Origin of the sequence: Sphingopyxis sp., from assembly GCF_035250425.1 — a bacterium.
Lineage (GTDB): Bacteria > Pseudomonadota > Alphaproteobacteria > Sphingomonadales > Sphingomonadaceae > Sphingopyxis.
Genome location: NZ_DATFFD010000066.1, coordinates 1 through 15277, shown reverse-complemented (window position 1 = coordinate 15277; position 15277 = coordinate 1). Strand labels below are relative to the sequence as shown.

Below are 15277 nucleotides of genomic sequence, written 5' to 3'. Positions count from 1 at the left end.
CCCGAGCAATATGCCGAAGTAACGCGCCCCGCCGAGGTCACTGTCGACTGGCAGGATGCGGATGGCAAGCATCACCAGGAACGCATGACCGGCCTGATGGCGACGTGCATCCAGCACGAACATGACCATCTGGAGGGTATTCTCTTCATCGACCATCTGTCGCGGCTGAAGCGCGAGATGGTGTTGAAGAAGCTCGCGAAGCTGCGCAAGGCGGCTTGAACTAAAACCCTCTCCCCTTGCGGGAGAGGGCAGCGAAACTTGCGAACTTGTTCGCTAGTTGTAGCGGGAGAGGGGGCTGCTCCCTTACGATAGGGCGAAACCCCTCTCCCAGCTTCGCCTAGGCGGCCGCGCCGCCGAGGCTGCGCAACCGGCGCGAGGTCGTTCGTGCCCCCGGCACGAACTTGGATTGCCGGGGGCAATCCACCCTCGCACCCCCGCAAGGGGAGAGGGAATTGGCGATTACCCCGCCTTCGCCACGCCCACCATCGCGGGACGCAGCAGCCGGTCCTTCAGCATATAGCCCGCCTGCATTTCCTGCACGATCGTGCCCGGCGTCTTGTCGCTCGGGATTTCGAGCATCGCCTGATGCTGGTTCGGGTCGAGCGGCAGGCCGATCGCGGCGATGCGCGTGATGCCGTTGCGTTCGAAGACGCTGAGCAATTCGCGCTCGGTGGCTTCGAGACCGGTGATCAGCGGCTTGATCGCCTCGTCGGCACGCTGTTCCTCGCTGAGCGCGGCGAGCGCGCGGCCGAGGTTGTCGGCGACCGAGAGGATGTCGCGCGCGAATTTGGTCGCGGCATAGGCATGCGCGTCGGCGATTTCCTTGTCCTTGCGGCGCGTGACATTTTGCGTCTCGGCGCGGGCGTAGAGCAGATCCTGCTGGAGCGCGGCGACTTGTTCGGCGAGCTGCGCCAGCTCTTCATTTTCGCCTTCGGCGGGCGTTGCTGCTTCAACTTCGGGGTTCGCGCCGTCGTCGACGGGGGTGTCGTTTTCGATGTTCGTCATAAACCTATCGTATCAGTCTGGAGAGCGATTGTGCGGTGAAATCCACCATGGGAACGATCCGGGCATAGTTCAAGCGCGTGGGACCAATGACCCCGACCACGCCGACCACGCGCCCGTCCGATCCGCGATAGGGCGCCGCTATCACGGACGAGCCCGAAAGCGAGAATAATTTATTTTCGGATCCGATGAAAATCCGGGTTGCGGCGCCTTCGCGCGCGCTGTCGAGCAATTGCGCGATGTCCTGTTTGGTTTCGAGCTCGTCGAGCAATTGGCGCACGCGGTCGAGGTCGCCGACCGCGCTGTCGTCGAGCAGGTTGGCCTGCCCGCGCACGATCAGCACCGGGCGGTCGGCGCCGTCTGACGACCAGATGGCGAGTCCGCGGCTGACGAGATCCTGCGCCGCGCGGTCGATCGCGATGCGCTCGGCCTCGATCTCGCGGCGCACGCGCGCCATCGCTTCGGTCAGCGTCAGGCCCGCGAGCATCGCGGTGATATAATTGCCCGCTTCGACCAGCGCCGACGGGTCGAGTCCGGGCGGGGTGTCGATAACGCGATTCTCGACCGCACCGTCCCCGGCGACGAGCACGACGAGCGACTGGTTCGCCGAGAGCGGAACGAAGGCGAGCTGTTTGAGCACGCGCTCATGCTTGGGAACGAGGACCAGCCCCGCGCACGCCGACAGCCCGGATAGTGCCGAGGTCGCCTGCGCGAGCGCGCTTTCGATCGGGCCGGCGTCCGACAGGCTCGCCTCGATCTGCGCGCGGTCCTCGGCGCTGGGTTCGGCGACCTGCATCATCCCGTCGACGAAAAGGCGCAGTCCCTGTTCGGTCGGCAGCCGCCCGGCGCTGGTGTGCGGGCTGGCGAGCAGACCATATTCCTCGAGATCCTGCATCACATTGCGGATCGACGCGGGCGAGAGGTTGAGCGCCGCAAGCTTCGACAGCGTCCGCGAGCCCACCGGCTGGCCGGTTTCCAGATAGGCATCGACGACCAGCCGGAACACGTCGCGCGCACGCGTGGTGAGTTCGGTGATCGGGAGGGTGGTCATAAGGGGGATTTAGGGATGGGGAGGGACGAGCGCAACGCCGATCCGGACCGCGTGCATGTTGCGATCGCAGACGGCGGGAATCGGAGGAGAGGTGCGCGCGCGTCGCATGAAACAGTGGATGGGAAGAACTTCGGTTCATATTTCAAATTCCTGGTCAATATTTCTTCGCCGAGTGCGGAAAACGGCGCGAAATATGGTTTCATCGGAAAACATGTTGACCATGGTCCGGAGGCCCAATAGCCTCCCCCGGAAGTCTGGAATCGTTGCATCCTTTCGAAAAAATCCGGATGGGGATCAGATATGACGTGGGTCCGGGGTTTTCGCATCGTCGCCTTGTTTGCGATCCTCGGTAGCTGTGGCGGGGGTGCGGTCGTGAGTCAGTCGGAAACCGGAAATTCCGCCCCGGACAAGAACATCCAGCAAGTTGCCGGTGCACCCGCGCAAACCAATGCGCCGCTCTTCTGGTCCGACGCCCGTCAGCTCCGCATACTTTGCCTGGTCAATACCCCGCGCGGGGTCGATGCCGGCGAACTGCATGACGGGGTTTGCGAGCGCGCGCGCGCTGTCGTCGCGCGCGTCGCGCCGATGCCGGTTTCGATCGTCGGCCTTGGCGATCCGGAGATATTGAAGCCCGATACGATTACGATGCTCGTCCATGTCGCGATCACCGGAAACGGTGCCGACCGCCTGGCGGCGCTGACGGTCCGTCCCTTTCGCAATGCTCCGGACGGCGGCGGCCAGTTGTTCGGCGCCGCCCCGCGCGCCGTCCGGGCCGGGACGAGCGATCGCGCGGCGCTTGCTGCGATCGCACCCGAGCTGGAGACCGCACTGACCGATACGCTGCCGTGGAAGGCACGAAACTAGCCAATAGGCGCGGGGCGCCGGCGAATGGCGATCAAAGTGCGCCGAATATAGGGCATCATGAAGCAGCAGGAGAGGGCAAAGATGGATATTTTTCGTACCGGGGAGTTTGACGAGGATCACGCTGGCGACGGCGGCCGCGGGCCTGAAGTCATCGTCGACGAGGTGGCTTCGGGGGTCGATCTCTCGACCGAATCTGCATCCGTCGACGGCATGACCGGAACGGCGCCGAACGGAAAAACCTATTGGACGCCTGCCCAGATCGCGCAATATCTCAATCGCTCGGGCGCGAGCTGGACGGGCGGTCCGGATCCCGCTCCGCAACGCGACGCCAATTTGCAGGAAATCACCTTCGGTTTTCATCTCGACCAGCAGAGCCTTGAAGACAACGGCTATGTTTATGAACTGAACGGAAACTATTACGGCCTCTCCGAATATTTCAATTTTGCCGCCTTTTCGAACGCGCAGATGGCGGCCACACGGCAGGCGATGCAATATTGGGACGACGTTGCCGCGATATCCTTTCGCGAAACGACTTCGGACGAGGCCGATGTCAATTTCGGCAATCTTGCGAGCGCCCCGGGTACGCAGGCCTATGCGCGTCTGCCGCTCGGTACTTTGTCCAGCAATGCCCACGTCAACGAGCAGGTGCAGCAGATTGCCGGCGACGTCTGGGTGTCGGCCAGCCAGGCGAGCAATTTCCAGCTTACGCCGGGCGGCTACGGCCTCAACACGCTCGTGCACGAAATCGGCCATGCGATCGGCCTTTCCCATCCGGGAAATTATAATTTCGGCCCGGGTTTCCAGGTCAATTATGCCAATGGCGCGGAATATTATCAGGACGCGCGCAACTATACGATCATGTCCTACTGGAACCCCCGCGACATCGGTGCGCGCGATTTCAACTTCAATGTGATGGCGATCGCTTATGGGTCGACGCCCATGGTTCACGACATTCTGGCCATCCAGCGCCTTTACGGTGTCGATATGACGACCCGGACCGGCGACACCGTCTATGGCTTCAACAGCACCGCCGGCCGCGACGCTTTCGACTTTACCATCAACACCGCGCCTACGGTCGCCATCTGGGATGCCGGCGGCAACGACACGCTCGATGCGTCGGGCTATAACACCAACCAGATCATCGATCTCAATCCGGGCTCGCTGAGCAGCATCGGCGGCGTCACGCTCGCAGAGGCGCAGACCCGGCTCAGCTTCGATCAGGTCAACGCCAACCGCGCGGCAATGGGTTATGCGCCGATCGCGCTGGCGACGTACAATGCGAATATGGCGGCGCTGACAGCCAATCCGCTGCTCGGCAGGCTCACCGACAATGTCGGTATCGCTTATGGGGCGTGGATCGAGAATGCGGTCGGCGGTAGCGGCGACGATGTTCTGGTCGGCAATGCGGTCGCCAACACGCTCGACGGCGGTGCGGGGACCGATACTGCCAGCTATCGCGGCGCGGCGTCGGGTATCACGCTCGTCGTCGGGACGAACTCGGTCACTGGTACGGGCGATGCAGCCGGCGACAAATATATCGGCATCGAACGGTTCGAAGGCAGCAATCACGCCGATACGCTGGCCGGCGGCAACGCCAACGACTGGCTGTCCGGGCTGGACGGCGACGACCGGATCAGCGGCGGCAATGGCAACGACACGCTTTTCGGCGGCGCTGGCCTTGACGCGCTTTCCGGCGGCAACGGCAATGACGCGCTGGCCGGCGGCAACGGTAATGATCTGCTCGACGGAGGGAACGGCAATGACGTGCTCGACGGCGGCGACGGCAACGACAGCCTCGTCGGGGGCAACGGCGACGATCGCCTTACCGGTGGTGTCGGCAACGATGCGATCGACGGCGGCAATGGCAGCGACGTGGCAAACTATGCCGGAGCGCGATCCTCCTATCAGCTGAGCTTCAACGCGGGGGTTGTTACCATCGTCGATCTTGATGCGGCGGATGGCGACGACGGCACCGATACGCTGCGGGGGATCGAGACGATCAGCTTTGCGGATGGCGAGACCTACAGCGTCGGGAAAAAGGGGATCGCCCCGTCGGCATCGGTGAGTGCCATCGATCTGCAACTCCTTCGCATGACGCAGGACATGGCGAGCTTCGGCGCGCGATCGGGCGAAGGACTCGCGCTCAGAAATGACGATTATGGCTATCGTTACGATTTCGCCGCTTAAAAATCGCGCGTAAACATCGGGACGCCCGGAACTTTCATGTTCCGGGCGTCTCCCTGTCCGGTCGGGGGAGAGCCATGACGACACGCCCGCTCAATCGGGACGATCCGCTCGACGATTTCGAGCACCGCGACATCCTACTGCTCGGCAGAACCCATCGCGTCTACACGATTGGTAGCGGTCCCGCCGTCATCGTCATGAGCGAAATGCCCGGCATCAGCCCGCACGTCGCGCGCTTTGCGCGTTGGGTCGCGGGCGCCGGTTTCACCGTCTATATGCCGCACATCTTCGGCAAGGACGGCGCCGTGGTGCGGATGCCCGGGACGCTGTTCACGATGATCGGCGGGTGCATCAGCCGCCAGTTCCGCGCATTCCAGGCGAATGAAAGTTCACCCGCGACGCTATGGCTGCGTGCATTGGCGGCTGAGGCCCACAAGGAATGCGGCGGCAAGGGCGTCGGCGCGATCGGCATGTGCTTCACCGGCAATTTCGCGCTGTCGATGATGCTGGAGCCTGCCGTGCTCGCGCCCGTGCTGGCGCAGCCGTCGCTGCCGCTGAACGACGCCGCGGGGATGCATATCGCGCCGGGCGAACTCGCAGCGGTGAAGGCGCGGATGGAGGCTGAAGACCTCACCGTGCTCGCTTACCGCTTCGAAGGCGACAAATATTGCCAGGCGGCGCGCTTTGCCGCCTATGAAAATGCGCTCGGCGATCGTTTCGTCGGCAAGGTTCTGCCCGATAGCGCGGCCAATCCCGACAGTCCGATGAAGAACCCGCACAGCGTCGTCACGATCCATCTGATCGACGAGGCGGGGCAGCCGACGGCGCAGGCGCGCGACGAAATCCTCGATTTCTTCAAGATGCGGTTGAGCGAATGAGGGCAGCAGCCTAAGGGCCACCGCAATCACCAATCGAAAGGAAATTTCATGCGCCCTTCCGGCCGCGCGCCCGATCAGATGCGTCCCATCGCCATCGAAACCGAATTCACCATCCATGCCGAGGGCAGCGTGCTCGTCAGCTTCGGCAACACCAAGGTGCTGGTGACCGCCAGCGTCGACGAGAAGGTGCCGTCGTGGATGCGCGGCAAGGGCGCGGGCTGGGTCACCGCCGAATATGGCATGCTGCCCCGCGCGACGCATACGCGCGGCGCGCGTGAAGCGGCAAAGGGCAAGCAGTCGGGGCGGACGCAGGAAATTCAGCGGCTTATCGGGCGGAGCTTGCGCGCCGTCGTCGACATGAAGAAGCTTGGCGAGCGCCAGATCATCATCGATTGCGACGTGATCCAGGCCGATGGCGGGACGCGCACCGCAGCGATCTCGGGCGCTTGGGTCGCGCTGCGCCTTGCGGTCGACAAGCTGCTCGCGGCGAAGACGATTGCCGAGGATCCGATCGAGGACAAGGTCGGCGCGATCTCGTGCGGCATCTATCAGGGCACGCCGGTGCTCGACCTCGACTATAACGAGGATTCGGTCGCCGAGGCGGACGGCAATTTCGTGCTGACCGGCAAGGGCCAGATCGTCGAGGTGCAGGCGAGCGCCGAGGGCGCGACCTATGACGAGGAAGGCCTGCTCCGCCTGCTCCGCCTCGCGCGCATCGGCTGCGGCGAGATTTTCGCAGCGCAGGACAAGGCGACGGGCAGGTAACTTCCCTTCGTCACCCCGGACTTGATCCGGGGTCCATCGACGGCGAGGAAATGGATACCGGATCAAGTCCGGCATGACGAAAGCTTTGGAGGACTTGGGTGGCTCATCGCAAACTGCAACCCGGCAAGCTGGTGATCGCCAGCCACAATGCAGGCAAGGTGCGCGAGATTCGTGCGCTGCTCGAACCCTTCGGGATCGAGCCCGTGTCGGCGGGCGACCTTGGCCTGCCCGAGCCGGAGGAGACGGGGACGAGCTTTCGCGAGAATGCGCTGCTGAAGGCGCATGCGAGCGCATCCGCGTCGGGATTTCCGGCGCTCGCCGACGATAGCGGGCTCGAGGTTGCGGCGCTCTGCGGCCGCCCCGGCGTCTACACTGCCGACTGGGCCGAGCGGCAATGGTTCGAGGGCAATCCGGGCCGCGACTGGTATCTGGCGATGGGCAAGGTCGAAGGGTTGCTGGCGGAGCAGGGGCCGGAGGTCGACCGCAGCGCGCGCTTCATCTGCACCCTCGCGCTCGCCTGGCCCGACGGCCATGCCGAAGTGTTCGAGGGCCGCGCCGAGGGCAGCTTGACCTGGCCGCCGCGCGGCAAGCTCGGTTTCGGTTATGATCCGGTGTTTATTCCGGCAGGTAACACGCTGACTTATGCGGAAATCGATCCGGTCGAGAAACACGCGATCAGCCACCGCGCCGATGCCTTTGCCAAGCTGGTGGCGGGCGTTTTCGAATAGGTGCGGTATTATACCCGGGTAAATTGACTTTTGTTTTACCCGGGTATAATGAGCCGTCATGACACAGGAACATGAAACCGTCACTGCCTTCCTCGGCGATGCGCAACTCGCCGCAGGAAGCCGCGAAACCGTCACCCGTATGCTCGAAGATCGCTATCCCGCCGACCTCGGCGCGATCCTTGTCTTCGACGACGCGACCGGGCGGTTGACCGACCTCGATTATTGGGACGCGGCCAAGACCGCACCCGCGCCGCCATCCGCGGGGCGTCCGCGGCTTGGCGTCAAGGCGCGCGAGGTCACGCTGTTGCCGCGGCACTGGGATTGGCTCGCGGCGCAGCCGGGCGGCGCTTCGGCGGCGCTGCGCCGGCTGGTCGAAACCGCGAGCAAGGGCGCGCCCAGCGCAAAGCAGCGGCGCGACACCGCGTATAACTTCATGAGTCACCTTTGCGGCGACCGCCCCGGCTATGAGGAGGCGCTTCGTGCGCTTTACCGCGACGACGATGCCGCTTTTGCTGGACTGATCGCGAGCTGGCCCGAGGATATCCGCCGTCATATCGGGCATCTTTTGGGCCGCTAGCTGACATTCGCGCGCCAGCGCCTATATGGCGGCGCATGGCCGAACCGCTCGCCCTATATGTCCATTGGCCGTTTTGCGTGTCGAAATGCCCCTATTGCGACTTCAACAGCCATGTCCGCGAGAGCGTCGATCAGGCGGTATGGCGCGACGCGTTGCTCGCCGACTTGCGGCATGAGGCGGCGTTGCTGCCGGGGCGCACGGTCGGGTCGATTTTCTTCGGCGGCGGCACGCCGAGCCTGATGCCGCCTGCGACCGTCGCGGCGGTGATCGCTGCGGCAGAGGAAGCTTGGGGTTTAACGAGCGATGTCGAGATCACGCTGGAGGCGAACCCCAATTCGGTCGAGGTCGCCAATTTCGCCGATCTCGCCGCGGCGGGGGTCAATCGCGTTTCGATAGGCGTACAGAGCTTCGATTCCGAAGTGCTTGAATTTCTTGGCCGGGCGCACAGCGAGGATGAGGCGCGCCGAGCCATCGCGACCGCGCAGGAGCATTTCGCGCGTGTCAGCTTCGACCTGATCTATGCGCGGCCCGGCCAGTCGATGGCGGCGTGGGAAAACGAACTTGCGGGCGCACTCGCCTTCGGGACCGACCATCTTTCGCTCTACCAGCTCACCATCGAACCCGGCACGCGCTTCGCGACGCTCGCGGCGAAGGGCGACCTCACCATCCCCGATGGCGATACCGCCGCTGACTTGTTCGATATGACGCAGGCGATGACGCGCGCCGCGGGATTGCCGCGCTACGAAGTGTCGAACCATGCGCGCGTCGGGCAGGAGAGCCGGCATAATCTCGCATACTGGCGCTACGCCGATTACGCTGGCGTCGGCCCCGGGGCGCACGGGCGGCGACTGGGACAGGCGACCGAACGGCACAAGAAGCCGGAGAATTTCATTTCCGCCGTCGATCGCAACGGCCACGGGCTGAAGGTCGAAAGCGACCTGCCAGCCGCCGAGCGCGCGACCGAGGCGATGCTGATGGGATTGCGGCTGACCGAAGGGATCGACCTGGCGCGGATCGAGGCGCGTAGCGGACTGGCGCGCGAGGCGTTCGTCGATGCGGCGGCGGTGGCGCGGCTCGCGAAGCAGGGGCTGGTGACGCAGGACGGTGACCGGCTGATGGTAACCGGCGACGGCATCCTGCTGCTCGACTCGATCCTTTCCGAGGTGGTGCGGACCGGCTAGGGATTGCGACGGCATCTTCATTCGCTGCGCGAGCCAATAAATAGGGACAGTCCCTATTTATTTCGATCGGTCATTTGCCGGCGCAGGACAAGTGCCCGATTAAATAGGGACTGTCCCTATTTATTGGCGGTGGGACTGGAATTTGGCGCAAGATTTCATCCGTGACTGGGATGCCCATCTGGCGCATGAGAAGCGCCGGTCGGAGCATACGCGCCGCGCCTATATCGCGACGGCGGAGCGGTTTTGCGGCTTCCTGTCGCGGCATCGCGGCGGCGCGGTCGATGCGCGCATGCTGAAGGCGCTGACCCCGAACGACCTCCGGGCTTATCTGGCCGACCGCCGCGCCGAGGGGCTGGGCAATGCGTCGGCGGCGCGCGAGCTTTCGGCGCTGCGCGGGTTCCTGCGCTTTGTCGGCGGGTCGGGCGCGAGCGTGCCGCAGATGCGCGGGCCGCTGGTGAAGAAAGGCTTGCCGCGGCCGGTGTCGCCCGCCGAAGCGCTCGCGCTGGCGCAGGATGTCGAGGACAATGCCCGCGAGGGCTGGGTCGGCGCGCGCGATTTTGCGCTGCTCTTGCTGCTCTATGGCGCGGGGCTGCGTATCGGCGAGGCGTTGTCGCTTACCGGCGCGGTGTTGCCGCTCGGCGAGACGCTGCGCGTGACGGGCAAACGGGGCAAGACGCGGATTGTGCCGATCCTTCCCGCGGTCGCCAGCGCGGTGTCACGCTATGTCGAAGCTTGCCCCTGGCCGATCGCCAGGGAAACGCCGATCTTCCTCGGCGCGCGCGGCGGACCGCTCCAGCCCGGTGTGGTCCGCGCGAGCGTGCGATCGGCGCGGCGCGCGCTGGGCCTTCCCGAACGCACGACGCCGCACGCGCTGCGCCATAGTTTCGCGACGCACCTGCTCGCGGGCGGGGCCGATCTGCGCAGTCTGCAGGAATTGCTCGGCCATGCGAGCCTCGCCTCGACGCAGGTTTATACCGCGGTCGATGCCGCGCATTTGCTCGATATTTACCGGAACGCGCATCCGAGGGCGTGACGCCGGCTTTGGGGGCGACGGCTATTCCGGTTGGAAGCCGCCATCATGCCATGCTCGCTGGCGAGCCAGGTCACTCGCCCCTTGTCTTCGGCTTCCAGGTGACGACGCGGTAGAGATAGAGGACGACGAGCGAGCCGATCGCCACCAGCGCCACCGGCCCCACGAAGGCGTCGAGATTGGCGAACTTGCCCCCAAACCAGTTGCCCGCACCCGCGAGCGCGGCGATCCAGATCGTCGATCCGGCGGCGGTCCAGATCAGGAATTTCGCCTGGTTCATCTTCACCATGCCTGCGGGCAGCGATACCATCGTCCGCGCAACGGGCATGAAGCGCGCGATGAAGATGATCGCGGGACCATATTTCAGGAAGAAATTGTGAAGCCGCTCGACCTCGCCCCAGTCCAGCGTCAGCCAGCGGCCGTGGCGGTCGATAAAGGGTTTGAGCCGCGCATAGCCGATCCAGCGCCCGATGCCGTACCAGACCCAATTGCCCGCGGTCGTGCCCGCGACCGCGACCGCGACGAGCGTCCAGAAATCGAAATGACCCTTGGAGACTGCGATGCCGCCGAGCCCCATGATCACCTCGGACGGGATCGGCGGAAACACGTTCTCGAGGAACATGAGGACAAATATCCCCGCATAGCCCCAGCTCTGGATCAGATTGAGAATGAAGTCGGTCACGGAAAGGGTAACGCGGCGGGCGTCGACGAAGTTTCCCTTCCCCCTCGATGGGGGAAGGATAAGGAGCCTTGCCGCGAAGCGGCTAGGCGGAGTTGGATGGGGGTGGCGGTGCGTCCGTGAACCGTCGTTTCAGGACGAAAACGCACCCCCTCCGCTGCGACTAGGCGATTGCATCGCCAAGTCTCGCTGCCTCCCCCATCAAGGGGGAGGGAAAGCTTGGGCATTCGCATCGGCGCTTCAGCCGATCCGCCGTTCGATCGCGTCCCAGATCATTCCCGCCGTATCGCTATTGTTGAAACGGTCGATCGCGACGATCCCGGTGGGCGAGGTGACGTTAATTTCGGTCAGCCATTCGCCGCCGATGACGTCGATGCCGACGAAGACCAACCCGCGTTCGCGCAGTTGCGGCCCCAGCACATCGCAGATTTCCTGCTCGCGCGGCGTCAGTTCGGCCGCCTCGGCAAAACCGCCGACCGCGAGATTCGAGCGGAATTCGCCTTCGCCGGGCTTGCGGTTGATCGCGCCCGCGACCTCGCCGTCGACCAGCACAATGCGCTTGTCGCCCTTGCTGACGCTCGGCAGGAACTGCTGGACCATGAAGGGTTCGGGCCACACCTGCCCGAACAACTCGACGAGCGCGCCGAGGTTGCCGCCGTCGGCGTCGATGCGGAACACCGCCTTGCCGCCATTGCCGTGGAGCGGCTTGATCACAACGGCGCCGTGGCGCGCCTGGAAATCCTTCACCGCGTCGAGGCTCCGCGTCACCATCGTTGGCGGCATGAACTCGGGGAAGTCGAGCACGAAGACTTTCTCGGGCGCGTTGCGAACCGAAACGGGGTCGTTGACGACGAGCGTTTCGCCCGCGATGCGCTCGAGCAGCCAGGTGCCGGTGAGATAGCCGAGGTCGAAGGGCGGATCCTGCCGCATCAGTACGGCGTCGACGTCGCGGCCGAGGTCGAGCAGCACTTCCTCGCCGAACTTGTAATGCGCACCCGCCTCGCGCTGCGCTTCCAGGATGCGGTGCGCCTTCGTCGTCAGCCGCCCGGCCTCCCACGTCAGCCCGCGCACGTCGTAGTGGTAGAGCTCATAACCGCGTTCGAGCGCCTTCAGGATCAACGCAAAACTGCTGTCGCCCCCGATGTTGATATTGTCCATCGGGTCCATTTGTACCGCGGCGCGCAGGGTCATTTTCTTCTCCGTCAGGGGCAATCAAGAACCGTTCGCCCTGAGCTTGTCGAAGGGCCGTACTTTCTTTTGCTGACGTCGAAAAGAAGGACGGTGCTTCGACAAGCTCAGCACGAACGGGAATAAAAATCCGTCGCGGCTAAGGCTGCCAGACGTGGACCAGATGGCGTGGCAGGCGCCTTGGCGCAAGGAGCATCACGTCGATCCTTATGTCGTCGCGCGGCCCGGCGAAGCGCGGGCGCAGCATTTCGGCCGCGGCGGCGACGCGGCGCAGGCGATATTGGTCGATGGCAAGGTCGAGGTCGGCGGCGCGGTCGCGCCACTTGACCTCGATGAAGGCGACGATGCGCCCGCGCCGCGCGACAAGGTCGACCTCGCCGACGGGAACGCGGAGCCGCTCGCCGAGGATGCGCCAGCCGTGGAGGCGCAGCCACCAGGCGGCGCGGCGCTCGGCCTTGCGGCCGCGGGCTTCGGCGGCGGCGCGGTTCAAGCCTGTTCCTTCAGTGTCAGCGCGCGGGCATAGACGTCATGGCGGTCGAGCCCGAAGCGTTTGGCGACCGCCTTCGCCGCCTGCGCGACGGGCTTGTCGACCATCGCTTCGCGGAGCGCCGCGTCGAGGGTGGCATCGTCAGCTTCCTCGGCGGCGGCTTCGCCGGGCGGGCCGACGATCACGACGATCTCGCCCTTCGGCGGCGCGTCGGCATAGCGCGCGGAAAGCTCGGTCAGCGTACCGGTCACGCATTCCTCGAACAGCTTGCTGATCTCGCGCGCGACCGCGGCTTCGCGATTGCCGAGCCCTTCGGCCATCGCCGCCAGCGACGCAGACAGCCGCGGCCCGCTTTCGTAAAACACCAACGTCGCGCGCAGCCCCGCGAATTCGGCGAGCGTGTCGGCGCGCGCCTTGGCCTTGTTGGGCAGGAAGCCCGCGAACAGGAAACGGTCACTCGGCAGCCCCGACAGCGTGATCGCGGCGATCGCCGCGCACGGACCGGGCAGGGTGGTGACGTGCCGCCCCGCCGCGCGCGCGTCGCGGACGAGCTTGTATCCGGGGTCCGAAATCAGCGGGGTTCCCGCGTCCGACACTAAAACGACGACTTCTTGCCCCATCCGCGCAACCAGAGCGGCGCGCGTGCGTTCGTCGCTATGATCATGATAGGGGGTCATCGGCACACGCAATCCCAGATGCGACAGCAGTTTCGCGGTCACACGCGTGTCCTCCGCGGCGATCACGCCGGCGGAGGCGAGCGTCGTCGCCGCGCGCGCGCTGATGTCGCCAAGGTTGCCGATGGGCGTTGCGACGATATAGAGACCGGGCAAGGGAGAATCTGAGATGTTCGAATCTGGCATGACGCTGAAAATGACAGAAACTGCTGCCCAGCGCCAAAGATATGCACCGGCTCGCCGCCAAATGTTGCGCGGGCTTGGCGTGATGGCGATGGCGGGGTTGCTCGCGGCGTGTCAGATGGTGCCGAAATCCAATGGCCCGGCGACCCCGCCGCCGCCCGACCAGCCGACCGACAATGTCGGCCCCGGCCTGCCGACCGACACCGATCGGCACCGTGTCGCGCTGCTCGTGCCGCAGACGGGGCCGAACGCCGACGTCGGCACCGCGATCGCTAACGCGACGACGCTCGCCCTGCTCGACTCGCGCACCGAGCGGGTGCGCATCACCACCTATGACACCGCGCTCGGCGCCGCAGCGGCGGCGCGGCAAGCGGTCGCCGACGGCAACAAGCTGATCCTCGGGCCTTTGCTCAGCGAAGATGTCACCGTGGTGGCGCCGATCGCGCGCGAGGCGAAGGTGCCGGTATTAAGCTTCTCCAACGACAGCAGCGTCGCGGGCAACGGCGTCTTCATCATGGGCTTTGTCCCCGGCCAGTCGGTCGAGCGTATCGTCGCTTTTTCGCGTTCCAAGGGGCATCAGCGCTTCGGCGCGCTCGTGCCCAAGAATGTCTATGGCGACCGTTCGGCCGCCTCCTTCCGCGCCGCGGTCGCCAAGGCGGGGGGCACGTTGGTCGCGGTCGAAAGCTATGACCGCAGCGCGACCGCACTGTCGGGTGCGGCGCGGCGGCTCGCCAACGCGGGCGCGATCGACGCGGTGCTCATCGCCGACAGCGGCGGCAATGCGATCCGCGCGGTGCCGGTGATCAAGGGCACGGGCGACAAGCAGATTCTCGGCACCGAGCTGTGGAATACCGACGCGGCGCTGGGTGGCAATGCCGCGATGCGCGGAGCGTGGTTCGCCAGCGTCTCCGACGGGCTTTATAGCCAGCTTGCGACCAAATATCGCACCCGCTTCGGCCGGCCGCCGTACCGGCTCGCCAGCCTCGGCTATGATTCGGTGCTGCTGACGGTGCGCATCGCGCGCGACTGGAAGCCGGGGAGCAATTTCCCGGCGAACCGCCTGCTCGCCGCCGACGGTTTCGGCGGAATCGACGGCATTTTCCGCTTCAACAATCGCGGCATCGCCGAGCGCGCGCTCGAGGTCAGCGAAATCGGCGCCGGCGGCTTCCGCGTCGTCGACCCCGCGCCAACCAAATGGTGAGCCGCGGTTGAGAGTGGCAGGCCGGCCACAGTTGGCCGAAAACCGGTATCGGAAAAGCGCGGCGGCCTTTACGCCCGCCGCGCGATCACTATATGACGATCGCGCGTGTTCCGGCGTCGATGCCGCACGCCTGTTTTAAATGTTTCAGGAGATACAGCTATACCACCGCCCATGACTCGTCGCCCGATGGCACCGCTGCCGCCCAAGAACGGCCCGCGTTACAATGAATTCATCGCCTCCCCCAAAGTCCGCGTGATCGACGAGGAAGGCGAAAATCTGGGCGTCATGCTAACAGCCGAGGCGATCGAGCAGGCGGCCGAGGTCGGGCTCGACCTGGTGGAAGTATCTCCCAACGCCGACCCGCCGGTGTGCAAATTCCTCGACGTCGGCAAGTTCAAATACGAGGCGCAGAAAAAGGCGAACCTCGCGCGCAAGAGCCAGAAGACGCAGGAAATCAAAGAGATCAAGATGCGTCCGAACATCGACGATCATGATTTCGACGTGAAGATGAAGAAGGTCTTCGATTTCCTCGAGGAAGGCGACAAGGTCAAGATGACCATGCGCTTCCGCGGCCGCGAGATGAGCCACACCCAGCTCGGCCTCAA

The 15277-nt window shown here is 64.9% G+C and carries 17 protein-coding genes; 11 read left to right on the top strand and 6 right to left on the bottom strand.

Annotated elements, in window-relative coordinates:
* Positions 1-219 (top strand): peptide deformylase (locus tag VJ811_RS04100; protein WP_324071005.1); only part of this gene is annotated, 219 nt, incomplete at its 5' end.
* A gap of 240 nt (positions 220-459) precedes the next feature.
* Here VJ811_RS04100 and grpE read toward each other — a convergent pair.
* Together grpE and hrcA are read right to left on the bottom strand one after the other, a co-directional pair.
* Positions 460-1005: a nucleotide exchange factor GrpE gene (gene grpE / locus VJ811_RS04095; protein ID WP_324071004.1), complete on the bottom strand. Its 546-nt coding sequence runs from the start codon at positions 1003-1005 to the stop codon at positions 460-462.
* Positions 1006-1009: 4 nt separating this feature from the next.
* Entirely contained in the window at positions 1010-2053 is a 1044-nt protein-coding gene (hrcA, locus tag VJ811_RS04090) for a heat-inducible transcriptional repressor HrcA (protein WP_324071003.1), read from the bottom strand.
* A gap of 372 nt (positions 2054-2425) precedes the next feature.
* On the opposite strand from hrcA, the gene VJ811_RS04085 reads away from it, so the two are divergent.
* The 8 genes from VJ811_RS04085 to VJ811_RS04050 all read left to right on the top strand — a co-directional run bounded on the left by VJ811_RS04085 (position 2426) and on the right by VJ811_RS04050 (position 10263).
* Positions 2426-2917 carry a hypothetical protein gene (locus VJ811_RS04085; RefSeq protein WP_324071002.1) on the top strand — a complete coding sequence of 164 codons (492 nt, stop codon included), beginning with the start codon at positions 2426-2428 and terminating at the stop codon, positions 2915-2917.
* 81 nt (positions 2918-2998) lie between these two features.
* Complete coding sequence (locus tag VJ811_RS04080; RefSeq protein ID WP_324071001.1) at positions 2999-5104, top strand: M10 family metallopeptidase C-terminal domain-containing protein; 2106 nt, start codon at positions 2999-3001, stop codon at positions 5102-5104.
* Between the two features lie 74 nt (positions 5105-5178).
* The gene (locus VJ811_RS04075) at positions 5179-5979 is read left to right on the top strand and encodes a dienelactone hydrolase family protein (protein ID WP_324071000.1); all 801 of its coding nucleotides are present in this window, start codon (positions 5179-5181) and stop codon (positions 5977-5979) included.
* 48 nt (positions 5980-6027) lie between these two features.
* Positions 6028-6744, top strand: coding sequence for a ribonuclease PH (gene rph / locus VJ811_RS04070; RefSeq protein WP_324070999.1), 717 nt, complete (start codon positions 6028-6030; stop codon positions 6742-6744).
* Positions 6745-6842: 98 nt separating this feature from the next.
* Positions 6843-7472 carry an RdgB/HAM1 family non-canonical purine NTP pyrophosphatase gene (gene rdgB / locus VJ811_RS04065; protein WP_324070998.1) on the top strand — a complete coding sequence of 210 codons (630 nt, stop codon included), beginning with the start codon at positions 6843-6845 and terminating at the stop codon, positions 7470-7472.
* Between the two features lie 58 nt (positions 7473-7530).
* Complete coding sequence (locus VJ811_RS04060) at positions 7531-8049, top strand: DUF2239 family protein (RefSeq protein ID WP_324070997.1); 519 nt, start codon at positions 7531-7533, stop codon at positions 8047-8049.
* 35 nt (positions 8050-8084) lie between these two features.
* Positions 8085-9230: a radical SAM family heme chaperone HemW gene (gene hemW / locus VJ811_RS04055; protein ID WP_324070996.1), complete on the top strand. Its 1146-nt coding sequence runs from the start codon at positions 8085-8087 to the stop codon at positions 9228-9230.
* A 142-nt stretch (positions 9231-9372) separates the two neighbouring features.
* Positions 9373-10263, top strand: coding sequence for a tyrosine recombinase XerC (locus VJ811_RS04050; protein ID WP_324070995.1), 891 nt, complete (start codon positions 9373-9375; stop codon positions 10261-10263).
* 70 nt (positions 10264-10333) lie between these two features.
* Here the strand turns inward: VJ811_RS04050 and VJ811_RS04045 are convergent, their stop codons facing one another.
* The 4 genes from VJ811_RS04045 to rsmI form a co-directional block, all read right to left on the bottom strand.
* Entirely contained in the window at positions 10334-10942 is a 609-nt protein-coding gene (locus tag VJ811_RS04045) for a DedA family protein (RefSeq protein ID WP_324070994.1), read from the bottom strand.
* A gap of 237 nt (positions 10943-11179) precedes the next feature.
* On the bottom strand, positions 11180-12130 hold the full coding sequence (gene gshB / locus VJ811_RS04040) for a glutathione synthase (RefSeq protein WP_324070993.1): 951 nt from the start codon (positions 12128-12130) through the stop codon (positions 11180-11182).
* A gap of 136 nt (positions 12131-12266) precedes the next feature.
* Positions 12267-12617 carry a YraN family protein gene (locus VJ811_RS04035; RefSeq protein ID WP_324070992.1) on the bottom strand — a complete coding sequence of 117 codons (351 nt, stop codon included), beginning with the start codon at positions 12615-12617 and terminating at the stop codon, positions 12267-12269.
* Positions 12614-13474, bottom strand: coding sequence for a 16S rRNA (cytidine(1402)-2'-O)-methyltransferase (gene rsmI, locus VJ811_RS04030; protein WP_324070991.1), 861 nt, complete (start codon positions 13472-13474; stop codon positions 12614-12616). The genes VJ811_RS04035 and rsmI overlap by 4 nt, the downstream gene beginning before the upstream one ends.
* 61 nt (positions 13475-13535) lie before the next feature.
* Here rsmI and VJ811_RS04025 point away from each other — a divergent pair, with 61 nt between their 5' ends.
* On the top strand, positions 13536-14672 hold the full coding sequence (locus VJ811_RS04025; protein WP_324070990.1) for a penicillin-binding protein activator: 1137 nt from the start codon (positions 13536-13538) through the stop codon (positions 14670-14672).
* Positions 14673-14843: 171 nt separating this feature from the next.
* A partial coding sequence (gene infC, locus VJ811_RS04020) for a translation initiation factor IF-3 (protein ID WP_324070989.1) occupies positions 14844-15277 on the top strand: 434 nt, incomplete at its 3' end.

Coding starts and splice junctions, on each gene's coding strand:
- grpE (WP_324071004.1), bottom strand. CDS start 1,005: ATGACGAACATCGAAAACGACACCCCCGTCGACGACGGCGCGAACCCC.
- hrcA (WP_324071003.1), bottom strand. CDS start 2,053: ATGACCACCCTCCCGATCACCGAACTCACCACGCGTGCGCGCGACGTG.
- VJ811_RS04080 (WP_324071001.1), top strand. CDS start 2,999: ATGGATATTTTTCGTACCGGGGAGTTTGACGAGGATCACGCTGGCGAC.
- VJ811_RS04075 (WP_324071000.1), top strand. CDS start 5,179: ATGACGACACGCCCGCTCAATCGGGACGATCCGCTCGACGATTTCGAG.
- rph (WP_324070999.1), top strand. CDS start 6,028: ATGCGCCCTTCCGGCCGCGCGCCCGATCAGATGCGTCCCATCGCCATC.
- VJ811_RS04060 (WP_324070997.1), top strand. CDS start 7,531: ATGACACAGGAACATGAAACCGTCACTGCCTTCCTCGGCGATGCGCAA.
- hemW (WP_324070996.1), top strand. CDS start 8,085: ATGGCCGAACCGCTCGCCCTATATGTCCATTGGCCGTTTTGCGTGTCG.
- gshB (WP_324070993.1), bottom strand. CDS start 12,130: ATGACCCTGCGCGCCGCGGTACAAATGGACCCGATGGACAATATCAAC.
- rsmI (WP_324070991.1), bottom strand. CDS start 13,474: ATGCCAGATTCGAACATCTCAGATTCTCCCTTGCCCGGTCTCTATATC.
- VJ811_RS04025 (WP_324070990.1), top strand. CDS start 13,536: ATGTTGCGCGGGCTTGGCGTGATGGCGATGGCGGGGTTGCTCGCGGCG.